Annotated in this window: 18 protein-coding genes; 10 read left to right on the forward strand and 8 right to left on the reverse strand. The window is 69.0% G+C overall.

Annotated elements, in window-relative coordinates; translation table 11 throughout:
• Complete coding sequence (locus tag VHC63_14950) at positions 1-2,457, reverse strand: S8 family serine peptidase (protein HVV37905.1); 2,457 nt, start codon at positions 2,455-2,457, stop codon at positions 1-3.
• 55 nt (positions 2,458-2,512) lie between these two features.
• Between VHC63_14950 and VHC63_14955 the strand changes: the two genes are divergently transcribed.
• Positions 2,513-3,160, forward strand: coding sequence for a ferritin-like domain-containing protein (locus tag VHC63_14955; protein ID HVV37906.1), 648 nt, complete (start codon positions 2,513-2,515; stop codon positions 3,158-3,160).
• Positions 3,161-3,165: 5 nt separating this feature from the next.
• Here the strand turns inward: VHC63_14955 and VHC63_14960 are convergent, their stop codons facing one another.
• Entirely contained in the window at positions 3,166-3,405 is a 240-nt protein-coding gene (locus VHC63_14960; GenBank protein HVV37907.1) for a hypothetical protein, read from the reverse strand.
• A 41-nt stretch (positions 3,406-3,446) separates the two neighbouring features.
• Between VHC63_14960 and VHC63_14965 the strand changes: the two genes are divergently transcribed.
• Entirely contained in the window at positions 3,447-4,637 is a 1,191-nt protein-coding gene (locus VHC63_14965; protein ID HVV37908.1) for a Coenzyme F420 hydrogenase/dehydrogenase, beta subunit C-terminal domain, read from the forward strand.
• Here VHC63_14965 and VHC63_14970 read toward each other — a convergent pair.
• Together VHC63_14970 and VHC63_14975 are read right to left on the reverse strand one after the other, a co-directional pair.
• Positions 4,582-5,334: a hypothetical protein gene (locus tag VHC63_14970; GenBank protein ID HVV37909.1), complete on the reverse strand. Its 753-nt coding sequence runs from the start codon at positions 5,332-5,334 to the stop codon at positions 4,582-4,584. The genes VHC63_14965 and VHC63_14970 overlap by 56 nt on opposite strands.
• 76 nt (positions 5,335-5,410) lie before the next feature.
• A complete protein-coding gene (locus tag VHC63_14975; protein HVV37910.1) occupies positions 5,411-7,048 on the reverse strand; it encodes a DUF2157 domain-containing protein in 1,638 nt (545 codons plus the stop codon).
• Positions 7,049-7,211: 163 nt separating this feature from the next.
• On the opposite strand from VHC63_14975, the gene VHC63_14980 reads away from it, so the two are divergent.
• A complete protein-coding gene (locus tag VHC63_14980; protein HVV37911.1) occupies positions 7,212-8,381 on the forward strand; it encodes an acetyl-CoA C-acyltransferase in 1,170 nt (389 codons plus the stop codon).
• A gap of 30 nt (positions 8,382-8,411) precedes the next feature.
• Here VHC63_14980 and VHC63_14985 read toward each other — a convergent pair whose 3' ends face one another.
• Positions 8,412-8,867 carry a DinB family protein gene (locus VHC63_14985; GenBank protein ID HVV37912.1) on the reverse strand — a complete coding sequence of 152 codons (456 nt, stop codon included), beginning with the start codon at positions 8,865-8,867 and terminating at the stop codon, positions 8,412-8,414.
• A gap of 81 nt (positions 8,868-8,948) precedes the next feature.
• On the opposite strand from VHC63_14985, the gene VHC63_14990 reads away from it, so the two are divergent.
• Positions 8,949-9,536 (forward strand): hypothetical protein, encoded by a 588-nt coding sequence (locus VHC63_14990; GenBank protein HVV37913.1) that lies wholly within the window; start codon positions 8,949-8,951, stop codon positions 9,534-9,536.
• Between the two features lie 16 nt (positions 9,537-9,552).
• Positions 9,553-11,043 carry an AMP-binding protein gene (locus VHC63_14995; protein ID HVV37914.1) on the forward strand — a complete coding sequence of 497 codons (1,491 nt, stop codon included), beginning with the start codon at positions 9,553-9,555 and terminating at the stop codon, positions 11,041-11,043.
• Here the strand turns inward: VHC63_14995 and VHC63_15000 are convergent.
• The gene (locus tag VHC63_15000) at positions 11,036-11,710 is read right to left on the reverse strand and encodes a uracil-DNA glycosylase (GenBank protein ID HVV37915.1); all 675 of its coding nucleotides are present in this window, start codon (positions 11,708-11,710) and stop codon (positions 11,036-11,038) included. The two genes, VHC63_14995 and VHC63_15000, sit on opposite strands and share 8 nt — an antisense overlap.
• A 26-nt stretch (positions 11,711-11,736) precedes the next feature.
• On the opposite strand from VHC63_15000, the gene VHC63_15005 reads away from it, so the two are divergent.
• Genes VHC63_15005 through VHC63_15020 form a run of 4 tightly spaced genes read left to right on the forward strand, consistent with a single transcriptional unit; the run spans position 11,737 to position 14,568 of the window.
• Positions 11,737-12,351: an MSMEG_4193 family putative phosphomutase gene (locus tag VHC63_15005; GenBank protein HVV37916.1), complete on the forward strand. Its 615-nt coding sequence runs from the start codon at positions 11,737-11,739 to the stop codon at positions 12,349-12,351.
• Complete coding sequence (locus VHC63_15010; protein HVV37917.1) at positions 12,351-12,869, forward strand: DUF3090 family protein; 519 nt, start codon at positions 12,351-12,353, stop codon at positions 12,867-12,869. Before VHC63_15005 ends, VHC63_15010 begins: the two co-directional genes overlap by 1 nt.
• Complete coding sequence (locus VHC63_15015) at positions 12,866-13,555, forward strand: SCO1664 family protein (protein ID HVV37918.1); 690 nt, start codon at positions 12,866-12,868, stop codon at positions 13,553-13,555. The genes VHC63_15010 and VHC63_15015 overlap by 4 nt, the downstream gene beginning before the upstream one ends.
• Complete coding sequence (locus tag VHC63_15020; protein HVV37919.1) at positions 13,555-14,568, forward strand: DUF6183 family protein; 1,014 nt, start codon at positions 13,555-13,557, stop codon at positions 14,566-14,568. Before VHC63_15015 ends, VHC63_15020 begins: the two co-directional genes overlap by 1 nt.
• A gap of 4 nt (positions 14,569-14,572) precedes the next feature.
• Here the strand turns inward: VHC63_15020 and VHC63_15025 are convergent, their stop codons facing one another.
• The gene (locus tag VHC63_15025; GenBank protein ID HVV37920.1) at positions 14,573-14,923 is read right to left on the reverse strand and encodes a metalloregulator ArsR/SmtB family transcription factor; all 351 of its coding nucleotides are present in this window, start codon (positions 14,921-14,923) and stop codon (positions 14,573-14,575) included.
• Between the two features lie 72 nt (positions 14,924-14,995).
• Here VHC63_15025 and VHC63_15030 point away from each other — a divergent pair, with 72 nt between their 5' ends.
• On the forward strand, positions 14,996-16,621 hold the full coding sequence (locus tag VHC63_15030) for a SulP family inorganic anion transporter (protein HVV37921.1): 1,626 nt from the start codon (positions 14,996-14,998) through the stop codon (positions 16,619-16,621).
• On the opposite strand, the gene VHC63_15035 is transcribed toward VHC63_15030, so the two are convergent.
• The coding region (locus VHC63_15035) for a D-arabinono-1,4-lactone oxidase (GenBank protein HVV37922.1) at positions 16,611-17,579 on the reverse strand (969 nt) is incomplete at its 5' end. The two genes, VHC63_15030 and VHC63_15035, sit on opposite strands and share 11 nt — an antisense overlap.

Here is a 17,579-nt window from a genome sequence, read left to right on the forward strand (position 1 = left end):
CTAAGCGAGTGCGGCGCGCAGCCGCACCGTCCCCGGCGGGTGCGCACGCTGCAACTCGACGACGACTGTGTACGTCCCCGCGGCAGCATGCGCCACCGCGACCGACTCGACACCAGTCGGCCCGTTGGCGCGCCACGCTTGACCGTCGGGCCCCCGTATCCACAGGTCGACGTTGTTCCTCGTGGGACTTGTCGCAGCGAGCGAGACTTCCAGGGTCAGGACTCCGTCGGTGGAAACGCGAACGCGATAGGCGTCGCACGCCGTCGACGGGAGGAGGCACTGGTCGTCCGGCAACGGCTCGTCGGCGCTCAGCTCCAGCTTGCGCGTGCGTTCGAAGGCCGCGCCCGGTGCCACGACACCTGCGACCGCCTCGGGTCGGGCGGTGACCGGCGGTGGCGCAAAAGCGGCACCACCGAGCGCGTAGAGACAGTTCGTCGTCCCATAATCCGTTGGGTCGGTCACGGCCGAGCCTTCGAGTTGAGTCGGCAACAAGATCCTCTCGCCGCGGACACCGATCGCTGACAAGACGTCCCCGTCCGCAAAGCCGAGCGCGGCAGTGGGCCGAGCCGTCCAGCGGACCTCGTTGCTCCGCGTGTCGTACACGACGGTCGTGGCGCCGACCACAGCGTTGGTCGTACCGTCCCTCAGCTCCGCGTGATAGCCGCCGATTCGATCGGCTCGCAGCCAGTACGTGTGCCCGCCATGGTCGAACTGCACGGAATACACGGGCCCGAAGCCGTCGCCGACCGGGTCCGCACTCAGGTTCGTAACGTGCAGCGCGGCCGAGAGGACGCCGGCGCGCCATGACAACGTGAGCGACAAGATGTCGATGTCAGCCGCGGACGGGACCGGCGTGCTGAACGACTCGACCAGATCGGCGTCGCCCCATCGGTCGACGAGGACCGGTTGGCCCGGCCCGCACGTCGGGGGTGCGGACGCAGCGACGCCCAGAACGTGTTCGAGCGCCGCGGCAGCGTCGACCAAGCCATGCCCTGCGTCGAAGGACGTAGGTGTTTGCGGGTTCCGCCCCGGACGGTCAGCCTCGTAACCCCGGCGGTTGGCGAAGCGGTGTGCGGTGTTCTCGAGGATCAGCTCGATCTGCGCGGGAGTCAGGCGCGGATTGGCCTGCAGCATGAGGGCGACCGTGCCGGCAACGGCCGGCGCCGCCATCGACGATCCGGAGAGTGTGCGGTAGTTGAGGCTCGATGCCAGCGCGCGCTCGTTGCCCTCAATCCTGCCGATGTCGCCGTCGAGCGGTATCTGGCAGAACGGCATGCTGGCGCGACACGCCGACATCACGGCAACGCCAGGGGCGACCAGGTCCGGATAGGTGTCGACGCGACCGAACTGACCTACGCCGCTGTTGAGGTACACGGGCGCTTCTCGGTCGGCCACACCGTTGTCGTCGGTGAACCCGACTGTGAGAATGCCGTTGCGCGGGTCCAAACCGAAACCATTGCTGCGGTTCACGGGCCCTCCATCACCGGAGTCCCCGTTCGCCCAAACGCTGACGACACCCGCGGCGAGCAACGCGTCTTGGATCTTCGAGGTCGCGCGCGTCGGGTCGAACTCGTTGTTCGCGCTGCCTGGTAGCCCCACTGCATCGGCGACGCCGTAGCTGTTGTTGACGACGCGAATCGGCGGACACGACTCGCCGTGGTACCAGCTGCCATCGCTGCGCTGGCACGGATCGGCGTGGTGCTCGAGCACCCAGTACAGCGCGGCATCGGATCCGTACACGCTGAGTGCGGCGGAGATCGAAAGCATCACCAACTTCGCGCCCGGCGCCTCGCCCTGTATCGCCCGGCCGCGGAACGTCACGCGGTTGCCGGCGGCGATCCCTGAGACATGCGTTCCGTGGCCGCCGATGGCGGTGGTGTCGCTGTTCAGGCCGTGCATGTCAAGCCACTGCGCGTCGTGGAAGTACGCGCCCGATGGGAGAAACTCCTGCGCGTTGTCCCCCACGAAACGCAAGTTGCGCGCGACGCGGCCTCGCAACATCGGATGGGACGGGTCGAGGCCGGAATCGATGATCGCGATCGTCACGCCGCGGCCGTCGACGACACGACCCGCGGCATCGTGGAACACCGTCGGGTGATCCTGGACGAAGTGGGCGTTGGTGGTTACCGGAGCCGTCGTGCTGAGCACGCGGAGGGGCGCGTCGCCCTCGACGCGGTCGACCGTCCTGTCGCGACTCAGCCGCTGGAGCGCGGCCCCGTTCCCGCGGGCGACCGCCACGCCCACACGATCGAAGCGGTCGATCACGCGCATGCCGGCGCGCTCGGACGCGCGCAGGGCCACGGCGATCGATCGCGCGTGGACCATGACAATCGCGCTGTGGACTCGGTCCGCGAGTTGCGCACGAGCGACGGCATCAAGTGCGGGCCGCGCGGGCGGTGAATCAGCTTGCGCTGTGCGGGCGACGAGCACGGAGGCGACGACGACGACGAGCGTCATCACTAGAGCCCTTCCACGCCCCATGCGAGCGGGAAGGGTACCGTGTCGGTCACAAATGGACGATTTCCTGAACCGCAAAGCACTGATCCAGGTCCTGGGCGCCGTCGCCTACGGCGAACTGAAGGCGTACGAGGGCGCGAAGGCGGACGCCGCGGCGGCCGCCAACGACGCCGACCGGCGCCACTTCAAAAAGGTCGCTGCCGAGGAACTGCGCCACCACAAGGGTTTCGTGGCGCGCCTCGAGGCCATGGGCGCCGACCCCGAGCGCGCGATGCGGCCGTTCCGCACCGCGCTCGACCGCTACCACTCGACGTCCCCGGACGGCGACGTCGAGAACGCGGTCGGCGCGTACCTCGGCGAAGGCATCGCGGATGACCTGCTGCAGTGGTTGCGCACCGTGGTCGACACCGACACCGCGGCGTTCATCGACACCGTCATCGCCGACGAAGTGGAGCACGAAGGCCACGCCGCCGCGTCGCTGCGCGCCGTCATGACCACGACTCCGCGCGGCAAGAAGCGCGCCGCGGCCGGCGCGCAACAGATGGCGCTGCACATGTTGTGGAGCGGGCGCGGGACCGCCGCTCTCCCGCTCGCCGCGTTCGTACGCCTCGGGAACCCGCTCGGCCTGATCGGCGCGATCGCGGGCGGCCACGTGCGGCGCATGCAGGCGATCGGCCTGCGCCCGCTCGGGCTGTTCGCCTGAGCGGCTCAGTCGAGTTCGAGCGGCGGGCCGTACGTCAAGCGGTGCATGCGCCGGTTGAACTCGTGTTCGTCGATCTCGCCGAGGGCGAAGCGCCGTTCGAGGATCGCCTTCGGGTCGAGCGGGGGTGAGCGGCGCTCGAGCGCCGCGTGCCGGCGGTCGTTGAGCCACGCAATGGCGACGCCGGCGAAACCGAGCCCACCGACGAGGCCGACGACGACGAAGATGGCCGCGATCGCATCCTCCACGGGACGAACGTTACCGGTGCCCGCGGTTAACGTCCCTCGCGATGACCGTCACTGAAAACCCCCCGGCGAAGGCCGAGCGCTGGACCGCGCAGTGGAAAGAGTTGTACTCCGAAGTCGTCACTTCGGGGCTCTGCACCGGCTGTTCGGGGTGCGTCGTCGCGTGCCCGCACGACGTGCTCGGCTACAACGACGACGAGGGCGTCTACAAGCCGTTCCACCTCGAAGAGGACCTCGGCCCGGCCAACTGCGGCCACGGTGAACGTGGCTGCACGTCGTGCACGCGTGCCTGCCCCCGCTTTCGTACGTGGGAGACCGAAATCGACAACTTCATGTTCGAGCGGTCGCGCACGATCGACGAGATCTACGGCATCAGCAAGGACATCATCCTCGCCCGCGCCTCCGACGACATGGTGCACAAGATGGGCCAGGACGGCGGCGTCGTCTCCGCAATGCTCATCTGGTGCCTGGAGAAGGGCTACATCGACGCTGCGCTGGTGAGCTACCTCGAAGGCGACGGCTCTACGTGGAAAGCCATACCTGGTGTCGCTCGCACCAAGGAGGAGGTGCTGGCCGCCGCCGGCAGTCGCTACACCTATTCCGCCACCCCGATGGGGTACGCAGAGGCAGTTGCGGGTGGCGCAGAGAAGCTCGCGCTCGTGGGCATGGGTTGCCAGACATCAAGCCCTCCCGCGATGAAAGCCCGCAAGGCCGGCAAGCCGGCGCGGCGCTTCGCCCTCAACATCGGCCTGCTGTGTTCCAAGACCTTCGACGACGCCATCTTCGAAGAACTCTTCGAGGCCAAGTACGGCCTGAAGAAGCAGGACATGGTGAAGATGAACATCAAGGGCGTCTTCCAGATCTGGATGAAGAACGGCGACTACCACGAGATCAACCTCAAGGAGTGCCACGCCTGGACGCGTGAAGGCTGCAAGACGTGTCCCGACTTCGCGGCGGAGCACGCCGACGTGTCGACGGGCGGCATCGGCGAGTACAACGACTGGACCCTCACGATCGTCCGCACCGACATCGGCCGCGAGATCATCGTGAAGATGCTCGAGGACGGTTCGCTGATCGGTCGTCCCGGCGACGACGACCCGGGGGCGATCACGCTGCTGCGCAAGCTCTCGCGCGTGTCGCGCAACCGCTGGCCCGACACCGCCGTGCCGGCACCGAAGGTCATGCACCCGCCGAAGAAGAAGGCAGCGCCGACCGAGCCAGCTCCGGCCACGTGAGGCCGTAGGTCTCGAGCATTCGTTCCTCGAGACGCAGCGACTCAACCTGGTTGGCGATGTCTTCCCACGACGCCGACGCGCGATTGCGCCGGCGGCTGCTGAAGACGGCGATGCCGGCGTAGGTCACCACCGAGAGCACCGCCAGCGGACCGACGTGTGACGCCGCGTGCGCCGCACTGACCATTCCGTCGATGCGACCGAGGACGAGGACCATTACGAGGACCCGCACCGCGGTCCCGGCGAGGTCCGCAACCGCAACCGTGCGGCGGCGCACGCCTCCGGCGCCGGCGGCGAGCAGCGAGTGCGACACCGGCCAGGCAGCGACCGCGATCACGAACCCGACCCCCGGCACGGCGTCGACGAACCGGCGGAGCTGGCGTCCGACGCGTCCGACGACACCGTGCGACGTGGGCCCGACCGGCACCCGGCGTCCGAGTTCGAAGTGCACCGGGTCGGTGAGACACAGCCGCAACGTCAGCAACGGCACGAGGAGCCACGCCGGCACGCCGCGCGCCACGGCGACGACGTACATCGAACGCGGGCTGAGCGCGACGAGCGCCAGCGGCGCGTGGGGCAGCAACAGCGGCGACAAGCCGTCGGCCAACAACGACATGGCGGACACAACACTGATCGTCCCGAGCAGCCGTGATGTCGTCACGTGCTCGATGAATCGGCGGTCCAGCTTCCGTCGGCTCACGTTCTTCCAGGGTGACCGCACCGAGCGACGGTGCGTTTGCGGCGCGGTTACGCGCCGGCGAACACGAGATGTTCGTTCAGGCGGCGGACCACGCGGGCCACATCGCGTGCGTCACGAGCACGCGTGTCGTGTGGACAGGTGACTCGGTGTCGACGATCAGCATCCGGTGCTCCGAGTCGGTGACGATCAGGTGGATCCCATCCGGCGACCACACTGCTTCCTCGAGCCAGTAGTCGCGGGGCCCGACCGGGCGCAGGACCGTCCGCGTCACGCCCGCGCTGGACCGCAGCACCACGCGGGGCGCGCCGTGGCGGCCCTGGATCTCGACGACGGTGCCGTCGGCGCGACGCATGCTCGGTGGGATGTCCTTGTACTCGTCGCTCACCGATGCGCGGTTCAACACGCGGCCAGTTGCGCCATCGACAGTGATGACTTGGGAGCCCGACTGCTCGGTCCACGAGTGCACGAGGACGTTGCCGCCGTCCCAGGACAAACCCATCGGGCCGTGGTCGAGATGCGCGTCGCAGTACAACTTCTTCGCCGCGGCGGTGCCACTCGCCGCCATCACGTAGACACACGGCTTGTTCCCGTCGCGCACGAAGGCGACGGATCCGACGAGTGAGGGATCCGGGGTTTGCTGCAACGAGGGGTACGCGGGCGCAGGACGGACGTCAGTGAAGCCGACCGTCACCGCGACGACGACTGCCACCGCGGCGAGCAACCCCGCGCCAATGCTGCGCTGCGACAGGTGCGCCAGCTTCGGTGGCGCGGAACGAATCTCGGGCGCAAGGCGAGACGCCACAACGGCGGCACCGATCAAGGACAACCCGACGAGGAACAGGATCAACGGCGCGCCCAGCGAGTCTCCGAAGTGGCGGGTGATCGCCGTCGGAACGGCCTGGAAGATGCCGAGGACGCCGACCCACAGCAAAACCATCGACCGCGTCGGGACGCTGGCCGCGAGAAACGCGACCACGGTCGCGACCGCCAGGATGTCGCCCCACCGACCGTCGGCCCCGACGGCGCCGCCGGCGCCGATCGCCACGAGCGCGCCCACGACGTAGGCCACCGGCGCGGGCGACACCACGCCCATCCACGCCAGGACGATCCACGACACGCCAACGGCCCACAGCGCGATCCCGACGAACAACGCCCCCACGTGCTCGACGTGGCCGGCCACGCTGGCAACGCTCAGGGCGAGCGCGGCGAACGTGGCCACGTGCTGGAGCGGCGCGGCACGCCAGCGCCACAATGCGCCGGCAACAACGAGCGACACCACGCCGATGGCGGTTGCAACGTCGGCGCCCTCGAGGTTGACGACGTCGGTCGCGAAGATGCCGACCCAGAACGCGACACAGCCCATGGCCAGGAGCCACAGGAAGCTGCCGAGGTTCGCGAGCGCCGGTTCCTCGTCACGGCGCACGACACGTCCGACGACCACCAGCAGCACCGCCACCGCGCCCACGAGACCAAGCCGCGCCGCAGTCGGCATGTCGTCCCAGAACCGAGACGTCGCGACGATGCCGGCGATGACGGCGAGCGCACCGCCGAGAAACCCGATGGCCTGGGCAACGAGCGGGATGCGACCACGGGGAACCGCCGCCACTTCCTGCTCGATGTTTCGGATCGCGTCTGCCTGCTCACGAGAGATCGCGCCGCGGGCGGTCCAGCGCGCCAGTTCCTCTTCCAACTGAGCGTGTGATCGTTCGTCCACGGAAGCAAGGCGCTTCACACTCGTCACCTCGCAAGCCTCGGTGCTCCGCTCCGTCCGTGCCAGGGCCGATCGGCTCTAACCGCACGTACACGCGGCAGGGTCGTGATACGCCGACCAGCGCTAAGGTCCGCGCGTCAGATAGTGATCGGAAGGACATCTCGTAATGGCACGTGAAGCCGTCATCGTTTCCTACGCCCGCACCGGGCTCGCCAAGTCGCACCGGGGCGGCTTCAACAACACGCCGGCCATGTCGATGGCGGCCCACGCCATCAAGCACGCGGTCGAGAAGTCGGGCGTCGACCCGGCCGAGGTCGAGGACGTCACGCTCGGTAACGGCGCCCACGGCGCGGGCAACCTCGGCCGCCTCGCCGGCCTGCTGGCGGGCTTGCCCGTCACCACCGGCGGCAACACGATCCAGCGCCACTGCTCGTCGGGCCTCAACGCCATCGCGTCGGCGGCGAACTATGTCAAGAACGACGGCGCCAACATCGTCGTCGGCGCCGGTGTCGAGGCCATCTCACAACCCGGCGGCGGCATCGGCGGCGTCGACCCGAAGCTGATCGAGGAGTACCCGGCGATCTTCATGGCGATGATCGACACCGCCGACATCGTGGCCGAGCGCTACGGCGTCACCCGTGAAGCCCAGGACGAGTACTCCCTCCAGAGCCAGCAGCGCACCGCGGCCGCCCAGGCCGCCGATCTGTTCAAGGACGAAATCGTCCCGATGAAGACCCAGATGAAGGTGGTCAACAAGGAGACGAAGGAAGAGTCGATCGTCGACTACGTCGTGGATCGCGACGAGTGCAACCGCCCGAACACGACCCTCGAAAGTCTTGCGGCGCTGCCGCCGGTCAAGGGGCCGGGCAAGTTCATCACCGCCGGCAACGCGTCGCAGCTCTCCGACGGCGCGGCGGCCGTCGTGATCATGAGCTCCGACGAAGCGGAGCGCCGCAACCTGTCGCCGCTCGGCGCGTTCAAGGGCTGGGCTGTCGCCGGTTGCGAGCCCGACGAGATGGGCATCGGCCCCGTGTTCGCCGTCCCGCGTCTGCTCGAGCGCCACGGCCTGAAGATCGACGACATCGACCTGTGGGAGCTGAACGAAGCGTTCGCGTCGCAGTGCCTCTACAGCCGCGACCGGCTCGGCATCGATCCCGAGAAGTACAACGTCAACGGCGGCTCGATCTCGATCGGCCACCCCTTCGGCATGACGGGTGCCCGCTGCACCGGTCACCTGTTGCAGGAAGGCCAGCGCCGCGGCGCCAAGTGGGGCGTGGTGACGATGTGCATCGGCGGCGGTCAGGGTGCCGCCGGCCTCTTCGAGATCTACTCGTAAGCCTTCGCACTCCGAACCGGTACGTTGTGGTTACGGCAGCAACTTCCGGATCTGGTCCAAGTGGGCACGGTCGTGACCGATCAAGGTCTCGACCGTGCCCTTGATCGTTGTCAGGCCTTGTTCCTCGTGCGTGCCCACGCGGTCCCACTCGTCGGTCTCGAGTGACTCGTAAAGGCGCAGGTTCGCCTCGCGCAGCATGCGGAAGCGGCCGATCGAGCCGGCGACCGACTCGTCGCACATCGTGAGCCGATCGGCCCACGCATCCTGGTCGTAGGCCGCGAGCGACGGGTTGTCGTCGGTCAGCATCATGCGAATGCGCACGCTGTAGACCATCTCGGCGTCGGCCATGTGTGCCGCCACCTGCGCCGCGCTCCACTCGCCGCGCTGGGGCACGTGGTTCAGGTCGCGGGCATTGCGATTCGACGTAAGCGCCACGAGATCGGCGACGGTCGATCGCAGCGCGTCGAGGGAAGGTCCGGGTGTCACTGAAGGCGAGCGTAGCGAGCCGACCCAAAGGTGCGGGTGGGCGGGCGGGTACGCAGGCTAGACAACGGGTACTCCCCTGCCGTGCTTGCCGAATCGATGGTCGACGTCGAGGTGGCGCGCGGCTTCCACGTCGCCGCCGATCTCGCAGTGCCCGAAGACGCCCGCGGCGTCGTCGCCTTCGTGACCCGTGGCGTGGCGTTGGCCGCCGCGTGCAACGAGCGCGGCTTCGCCACCGTGCAGATGGATCTGGGAGTGTCCGCAGTCGACGTGGAGAACAACGCCACAACCTTCGCCAACGTTGTCACCGCCATCGTCCGCGAAGCGATGCTGTTCGATCGTCCCATCGGGTACTTCGGTGCCGGTCTCGACGGCGTCGCCGCCCTCGTCGCCGCGTCGCTGCACACCAACGAGGTCGCGGCCGTGGTGACGCTCGACGCCCCGCTCGACGTTGCCGGCACGCACCTAACCGGCGTGCGCGCCGCGTCGCTATTCCTCGTCAGCGACGAGACGCTGACGGCGGCGACGCAGGACGCGTTGCCCGCGCTGCCCGGCGGCTCGACACTGGTGCAGCACGCCGCCGACGTCACCAGCGCCGCGGTCGACTGGTTCGACCAGTACCTGCGCGGCGTCATGCGCGGCGCGCGCCGGGAGTTGTGGCGCTCGGCCTAGGCACTAAACAGTCGCGGTGCGCCCGTGGACCGACCACCTTCCTGCCGGCCTGAGTCCTGAAGACGTTCACCTCGGCGCCGCCGGCTCCCTCGTCGCCGCCTGGGAGCAGCGCTGGGCCGCCGATCCATCAAAGGTCGTGCTCGTCGATACGACCGGCGCCCCGCGGCGCGCCGACGAACTCGAAGCGGCAACCGCCAACGCGGCGGGCCGTTTCGCCGCCGCGGGCGTCGGGCACGGCGACCGCGTCGCGATAAGCGCCGCGACCTCCTACGAGTTCGTCGTCGCCTACATCGGCCTGCTGCGCCTCGGCGCGACGGCGTTGCCGATGAACACGGCATACCGGGAGCCCGAGATCGCCCACATCGCCCGCGACGCGGCGATCACCGCCGCCGTCGTCGACGACGCCGAGCGGGCCGAGTGGATCCGCGCCGCGGCACCCACCGCGATCGTCACCAGCCCGTCGCTCGACCAGTTGCCGCCGTCCGCCGACGTCGCTTTGCCGGCACCCACCGGCGACGACGCCGCGCTGCTCGTCTACACGTCGGGGACGACCGGCGCGCCGAAGGGCGCGTTGCTGAGCCACCGCAACCTGCTCGTGTCGAGCGAGGCGGTCGCACTGGCGTGGCGCTGGACAGCGGAAGACCGTCTGGTGCTGACGCTGCCGCTGTTCCACCTCCACGGCCTCGGTGTCGGACTGCACGGCACGCTGACGACGGGCGCCACCGCGCTGCTGTATCCCGGTTTCGATCCGAACACGGTGTTCAGCGCCGTCGACACCGGCGCCACGATGTTCTTTGGCGTGCCGACCATGTGGCACCGCCTCGTGGCGGCGCCGGGCGCGACGGCGCTGCGCGGCCTGCGCCTGGGCGTTTCCGGGTCGGCACCCCTGCCTGCCGACCTCCACGCCGCCATTGCGGCTATCGCGGGCGCGGCCCCGATCGAGCGCTACGGGCTGACCGAAACGGTGATGCTGACGTCGAACCCGTACGACGGCGAGCGGCGCGGCGGCTCGGTCGGCTTTCCGTTCCCGCTCGTCGAGGTCCGGCTCGCGGCCGATGGGGAGATCGAGGCAAAGGCGCCGAACGTGTTCGGGGGCTACTGGCAGCGACCCGACGCCAACGCCGAGTCGTTCGTCGACGGCTGGTTCCGCACCGGCGACCTCGGCGCCGAAGACGGCGACGGCTACTTGCACATCGTCGGGCGCAAGAAGGAGCTCATCATCACCGGTGGTTTCAACGTGTACCCCCGCGAGGTCGAAGAAGCGATCGCCCTGCATCCCGCAGTCGCGGAGGCCGCGGTGGTCGGCGCGCCCGACGCGGAATGGGGCGAGCGCGTGTGCGCGTTCGTCGTCCTCGGCGACGACGTCAGCGACGCCGAGCTCGACGAGTGGTGCGCGGCGCGCTTGGCGCCCTACAAGCGGCCGCGGCGCTACGAACGCGTCGCCGCGCTGCCGCGCAACGCGCTGGGCAAGATCGTGCGCGGCGAACTGACGAAGCGCCTCACGTAACGAGGGCGACCGCGCGCCTGAACACCGCGTCGAGCATGTCCGGGGTCAGCTTGCCGGTGAAGGTGTTCTGCTGACTTGGATGGAACGAGCACACGATGGTGCGGCCGTCGGGCGCGGCCGCTTCGACGCCGTGACCGAAGCGTGGCCGCGGCCGCACCCCGAGGATGCGGCACACGGCGTCGTAGCCGTACTGGCCGAGCGGAACGACCACGCGCACGCGGTCGAGCAACGCCAGCTCGCGCACGAGGTAGGGCTCGCAGGTGTCACGTTCTTCGGTCGTCGGCTTGTTCGCCGGCGGCGCGCACCGCACTACGGCGGCCACGTAGGCGTCGTGCAGTGCGAGCCCGTCATCGCGCCACACGCTCGTAGGCTGATTCGCCAATCCACAGCGGTACATCGAGGCGAACAAGAAGTCGCCCGAACGGTCGCCGGTGAACACCCGGCCCGTGCGGTTCCCGCCGTGGGCGGCTGGGGCGAGGCCGACGACGAGGATGCGCGCCTGCGGGTCGCCGAAGCCGGGCACCGGACGCGCCCAGTATTGGTCGGCGGCGTAGGACGCCCGCTTCTCGACTGCCACCTGCTCGCGCCAGGCGACGAGACGCGGGCACTTGCGACAGTGCACGATCTCGTCGCACAGCCCCGTCAGTTGGGCCGTCAAATCACTCACGGCGGGAAGGCTACGGTGCCCCCGACATGCCAACGCCGCCCGCGCCCACCGTCGTGATTTTCGTCCGCCACGGCCAGACCCCGTCCACCGGCAAGGTCCTGCCCGGTCGCGCCGCCGGCCTGGCCCTGGCCGAAAAGGGCCAAGCGCAGGCGCAGGCCGTCGCCGACCACTTGCGCGAGTCCAAGAACGTCGCCGCCGTGTACGCCTCGCCGTTGCAGCGCACGCGCGAGACGGCGGCGCCGATCGGCAAGGCACTCGGTATGAAGGTGCAAATCGAGCGCGGCCTGCTGGAATGCGACTTCGGGGAATGGACCGGGGCGTCGCTGGCGAAGCTGCGCAAGCTCTCGGAGTGGAAAGCGGTGCAGCGCAACCCGTCGGGCTTCCGGTTCCCGGGGGGCGAGAGCTTCGCCGAGATGCAAACGCGCATGACGTCGACGGTCGACAAGTTCCGTGCGGCCCATCCCGGCAAGACGGTGATCGCGGTGTCCCACGCCGACCCGATCAAGGCAGCCGCGGCGAGCGCGCTCGGAGTGCCGCTCGACTTGTTCCAACGCATCGACGTTTCGCCGTGTTCGATGACGGTCATCGCCTACGGCAACGAGGGCCCGTTCGTGCACTGCGTCAACCGGGTGGTCACGTAATGGCGGGTGAAAGCTACGAGTTCACCGACGCCGACCTCGTCACCGTCGGCACGGTCGGTACGCCGGGTCGCCGCGTGTTCTTGCTCCAGGTGCGCGCCGCGGCGGACGTCGTGACGCTCAAGCTGGAAAAGCAACAGGTCGCGGCGTTGGGCGCTGCCCTCGTCGAGCGCCTGCAAGATCTTCCCGTCACCCAGGAACTGCCACTGGACCTCGAACTCCAGCAGCCACTCGAAGTGGCGTGGGTGGTGGGAGCTATGGGCCTCGGCTACCTCGACGCCCTCGACCGCCTGGTGCTCGACGCCGTCGAAGCCGTCGAGACCGACGAGGAAGGCAACCCCGTCGAACCGCACGGCCGCTGCCGCGTCCTCATCACCCGCGAGCAGGGCCGTGCCCTCGCCATCCGCGCCGTGATGCTCGTCGAGTCCGGCCGTCCCCCATGCCCCTGGTGCGGGCATCCCCTCGACCCGCAGGGTCACACGTGTCCGAAGAAGAACGGTCACCACGCGCCCGAGCGATGACGGTACTCGCCGCCGGCGAGATCGTCATCGAGGGGCGCATGCCCTGGAGTTCGAACCAGACGCTGCTGACGACGGTCACGTGCGGCGACGAATCGATCCGAGCGGTGTACAAGCCCGAGAGCGGCGAGCGGCCACTGTGGGACTACCCGCACGGTCTGTGGCGTCGTGAGGTGGCCACCTACGTCGTGAGCGAAGCGCTCGGCTGGGATCTCGTGCCCGAGACCGTGTCGCGGTTCGACGCGCCGATGGGCCAGGGTTCGCTCCAGCGCTTCATCGAGGACGCCGACTTCGAGCAGCACTACTTCACCCTGCTCGACGACGAGTCGACGCACGACCGGCTGCGCCAGATGTGCGTGTTCGACCTCGTCGTCAACAACGCCGACCGCAAGGGTGGCCACTGCCTCATCACGAGCACGGGCGAGCTGCTCGGCGTCGACCACGGCCTCACCTTCCAACCGGTGCCGCGGCTGCGCACGGTCATCTGGGAGTTCGGCGGCCAGCCCATCCCTGGGACGTGGCGCGACGATTTGCGCCGCGTGGCCGACGCGCCCCTCGCCGCGCTCGACGAGCTCCTCGATGCTCCCGAGATCGCGGCGCTGCGCCGCCGTTGCCTCGCCGTCGCCGACCTCCCGCACATCCCCGACGTCGCCGAGGACTACCGCCACTACCCCTGGCCCTACGTCTGATGTCCTACCGAGAAGAGTTGGTCGACAAGGGCGATCTCGACGAGCTGACGCGTTTCGTCGAACGTCTCACCGAGCAGGCGGACTGGGACGAATTGGTGTGGGTACGCGACGACTGCCGCGCGGCCGCGGCGCGCGGCAAGCAGCTGTGGCCCGTCACCGCGTTCGTGAACTACGCGCTGGCGTTGGAAGGACCCGGGGACGTTGCGGCCCGCGCCATCGAGGACGCGGCGGGCCCGGGCGCGGCGGCGGCACGCTTCGGGCTGGGACCGCTCACCGAGGTGGCGGCCTCGACCCACGCGTGGGACGAAGTCGGGCCGTATCTCGCCGGTGCCGGTCCCGTCGCCGGCGTGTTCGCCCAGGAGTGCGTTGTGCGCGGCGCCGACCTCACCCAGGCCGCGGCCGACGAGCCGTCGATCTACGACGTGCCGCTGGTGCTCGCCAAGTGGGAGCCGCCGTACGAGGTGGCGACGTACAAGCTCGACCAGGCGGAGTTCCCGGCGCCGGACCGTCCCGGCAAGACGGCGTGGTCGTCCGTGTCCTTGCAGGGCGCCGAGTTCGAGGCGGACGACGACACCGAGGAGGGGCGCAGCGCCCTCATTGATCTCGTCGTGCACTGGGCCAACGAGTCGAACGGGCGCGTCGACGCCACCGGTGTGGTGGGCGACGTCGCCGGCGCCTTGCGGTCGCTCGGACTCACGACGGCGCGCGTCGCCGCCATCGCCCCCGAGGACGCCTTCGCCCACATGGCGTGGGCCGCGGCGTCGGGCGGCGCCCACGGCCGCCGGCGCGGCGGGGCTGCCGGCCGCTTCGGCGCCTGGTGGGCGGCCGCGGCGGTCGTCGACCTCACCCACGACTGGCCCCTCACGGCCGAGGAGTTGGGTGACGCCGTCGACGAGATGCGCTGGTACCTGTGGGACGAGGGCCACGATCCGGCCGGCTGGTCACTGCGCCTCGCGGTCGAGGATCCCGAGCACGGCCTGGCCTGGGCCGTCGTCGCCTCTGACGCCGACTGAGCGGCTACCGCGCGGCGCGCAGGTCGCTGAGGAGGTCGGAGGTCTCGGCGAGTGAGTTGATGAGCAGTTGTTTGGCGACGCGCAGCAACTCGATCGCCGTCTTGTCGCGAATGGCGTAGAGCACCGAGGTTCCCTCCTTGCGCGACGTCACGAGTCCCGCACGGCGCAAGACCGCGAGTTGCTGAGACAGATGCGACGCCTCGATACCGACAAGCGGCTGGAGCTCGCTCACGGAGTGCTCGCCCTCCGAGAGGACCTCCAACGCCCGGATCCGCGCCGGATGGGCAAGGGCGCGGAACAACTCCGCTTTCAACTCGGAGATCGGCGCACTCGTGGGCGTTCGGCGAGCCGGCATGCACACATAGTACAGTTCATCAATCTTATATATCTGTCATATTATGAATCTTTCTATGAGGCGCCGCCGCCCGTGACCGAGTTCATCCCTGGTCGACGCGACTTCGCCGGGTTCGCCCACACGTGGAAACCGGACGTGCTCGCCGGCGTAACGGTCGCCATCGTTGCGCTTCCTCTCGCACTGGGGTTCGGCGTTACCACGGGGCTTGGTGCTCGCGCCGGCCTCATCACCGCCATCGTCGCCGGTTTCGTGGCCGCCGCTTTCGGCGGCTCGAACGTCCAGGTGTCGGGCCCAACCGGGGCCATGACCGTCGTGCTCGTCCCGGTGGTTGCGCGCTACGGCGCCGCGGCTGTTCTCTCCGTCGGCCTGATCGCAGGCGTCCTCGTGACCGTCGCCGGACTCTTCCGGTTGGGCCGCTTCGTGGCCCTCATACCGTGGCCCGTCGTCGAAGGTTTCACCGTGGGGATCGCGGTGATCATCTTTCTGCAGCAGGTGCCCGCCGCACTCGGCGTCTCCAAGCCCAAGGGCGACAACACCGCGGCTGTGGCCGCGCGCGCCGTCGCACGCGTCAGCCGAACCGCAACCCCGCAGACCCTCGTGCTGGTCAGCCTGGTAGCCGTCGTCATGGTGTTCGGGCCAAGGCTTCGTCGCTCATTGCCCGTGTCGCTTCTCGGTGTCGTCGCCGCCACGGTCGCCGTCGGTGCGACCGGCTGGAGCGTGGCGCGCATCGGCGCGTTGCCGTCCTCGTTGCCGACGCCCGCGCTGCCGAATCTTGCGCCCTCGCGTGTCAGCGAACTGTTCAGCGCCGCCCTGGCTGTCGCCGCGCTGGCGGCGCTCGAAAGTCTGCTCTCGGCCAAGGTCGCCGACGGAATGGCCGACGCGCCGCGCCACGATCCCAACCGGGAGCTGTTCGGCCAGGGGCTCGCGAACATCGCGTCGTCGCTCTTCGGCGGGATGCCGGCCACCGGAGCGATCGCGCGCACCGCCGTCAACGTGCGCGCCGGGGCCCGCAGCCGCGTCGCAGCGATGGTTCACGCCGTGTTGCTCGTGCTCGTCGTCCTCTTTGCCAGCGCACTCGTCGCCCGCATTCCGCTCGCCGCATTGGCGGGCGTGCTCATGGTCACGGCGGTTCGCATGGTGGATGGCCACAATGTCCGCGCCATCCTGCGCTCCACGCGCGGCGACGCGTCGGTGATGGTGGTCACTGCCGCCGCGACCGTCGCCTTCGATCTCATCGTGGCGGTAGAGATTGGCCTGGCCGTCGCCGTGGTGTTGGCGCTACGCAACGTCGCTCAGTCGACGGCCGTCATCGCCGAACCCGTCGGCACGGAGGTCGCCGTCGACGACGAGCAGCGCTGGCTGCACGAACACATCGTGACGTATCGCCTCGACGGCGCGCTCTTCTTCGGCGCGGCGCAAGCGTTTCTCCGGGAATTGGTCGCCGTGGGTGACGTGCGCGTCGTGATCTTGCGGCTACCCAACCTGCAGGTGCTCGACGCCACGGGAGCGCAGGCGATCGGCGACATCATCGAAGAACTCGAGCGGCGAAACATCACCGTGTTGGTGAAGGGCGCGAGCGCTGATCACCATCGCCTCCTCAGTGCGGTTGGTGCTCTCGACCGTCTCGCCGACGACCGCCACGTGTTCGACAACCTCAACGACGCGGTGGCTCACGCCCGCGCCCATGTCAGCCGATGACGCCGAGGACCCGGTCGGTGTACGCGTTGGCGAATACGCCGTTGGGGTCGAGCCGGCCCCGGACCTTCTGGAACGCGTCCCACTTCGGGTACCGCGTCGCCAGCACGTCAGCCGTCTGGAAGTGCAGCTTGCCCCAGTGCGGGCGACCCTCGAGCCCGTTCATGATGTCCTCGACGCCGCGGAAGTACGTCTCGTAGTCCATACCCTTGGCGACGTGCACGGCGAGGTACGCCGACTCGCGACCCGACGCCGTCGACAGTGGGATGTCGTCGGCGGCGGTGAAGCGCACTTCGACCGGAAATCCGATGAACAGCTTCTTGTCGTCGATGAGTTTGCGGATGCCGTTGAGCGCGGTGCCGACGTGCTGGCGCGGCACCGAGTACTCCATCTCGTAGAACTTCACCCACCGCGGGCTGGCGAAGACCTGGTAGCTCGGCTTCACGTACTCGACGCGTCCCGTCGACGGGATGAGCTTCGACAACCGCGGGATCGCAGAGGGACGCAGGCGACCGAGCTTCGTCACCGCGCCGAACGCGATGTTCTCCATGAGGATCTTGTCCTTGAAGAACTTGGCGCGCGACTGGCCGCCGGCGGCTTGCGTGGTCTGGTTGTTCGTCTTGGTGAGCGCCCAACCGGTGTGGGGCACCCAGAAGAACTCGAAGTGCTCGTTGTTGTCGACGCGGGCGTCGATCTCTTCGAGCACCGTGTCGACGCGGATCGGTTCCTCGACGGCGTGCAGGTTGAACGTCGGCACGCACTGCAGCGTCACCGTCGACAGCGCGCCGAGGGCGCCGACGCCGACGCGCGCCGATTCGAACACGTCGGGCTCTTCGTCGCGTGAGCACGACACGATCGAGCCATCGCCGGCGACGATGTCGAGGCCGATGACCTGACCGGCGATTCCCGTGAGCTTGACGCCGGTGCCGTGCGTCGCCGTCGAGATGGCGCCGCTGATGGT

The sequence above is a fragment of the Acidimicrobiales bacterium genome, from assembly GCA_035546775.1.
GTDB lineage: Bacteria > Actinomycetota > Acidimicrobiia > Acidimicrobiales > JACCXE01 > JACCXE01.

What these genes read in the sequence shown, in the direction of transcription:
- VHC63_14950 (HVV37905.1), bottom strand. Translation starts at nt 2,457, where the DNA reads ATGACGCTCGTCGTCGTCGTCGCCTCCGTGCTCGTCGCCCGCACAGCG.
- VHC63_14955 (HVV37906.1), top strand. Translation starts at nt 2,513, where the DNA reads ATGGACGATTTCCTGAACCGCAAAGCACTGATCCAGGTCCTGGGCGCC.
- VHC63_14965 (HVV37908.1), top strand. Translation starts at nt 3,447, where the DNA reads ATGACCGTCACTGAAAACCCCCCGGCGAAGGCCGAGCGCTGGACCGCG.
- VHC63_14980 (HVV37911.1), top strand. Translation starts at nt 7,212, where the DNA reads ATGGCACGTGAAGCCGTCATCGTTTCCTACGCCCGCACCGGGCTCGCC.
- VHC63_15005 (HVV37916.1), top strand. Translation starts at nt 11,737, where the DNA reads ATGCCAACGCCGCCCGCGCCCACCGTCGTGATTTTCGTCCGCCACGGC.
- VHC63_15010 (HVV37917.1), top strand. Translation starts at nt 12,351, where the DNA reads ATGGCGGGTGAAAGCTACGAGTTCACCGACGCCGACCTCGTCACCGTC.
- VHC63_15015 (HVV37918.1), top strand. Translation starts at nt 12,866, where the DNA reads ATGACGGTACTCGCCGCCGGCGAGATCGTCATCGAGGGGCGCATGCCC.
- VHC63_15020 (HVV37919.1), top strand. Translation starts at nt 13,555, where the DNA reads ATGTCCTACCGAGAAGAGTTGGTCGACAAGGGCGATCTCGACGAGCTG.
- VHC63_15025 (HVV37920.1), bottom strand. Translation starts at nt 14,923, where the DNA reads ATGCCGGCTCGCCGAACGCCCACGAGTGCGCCGATCTCCGAGTTGAAA.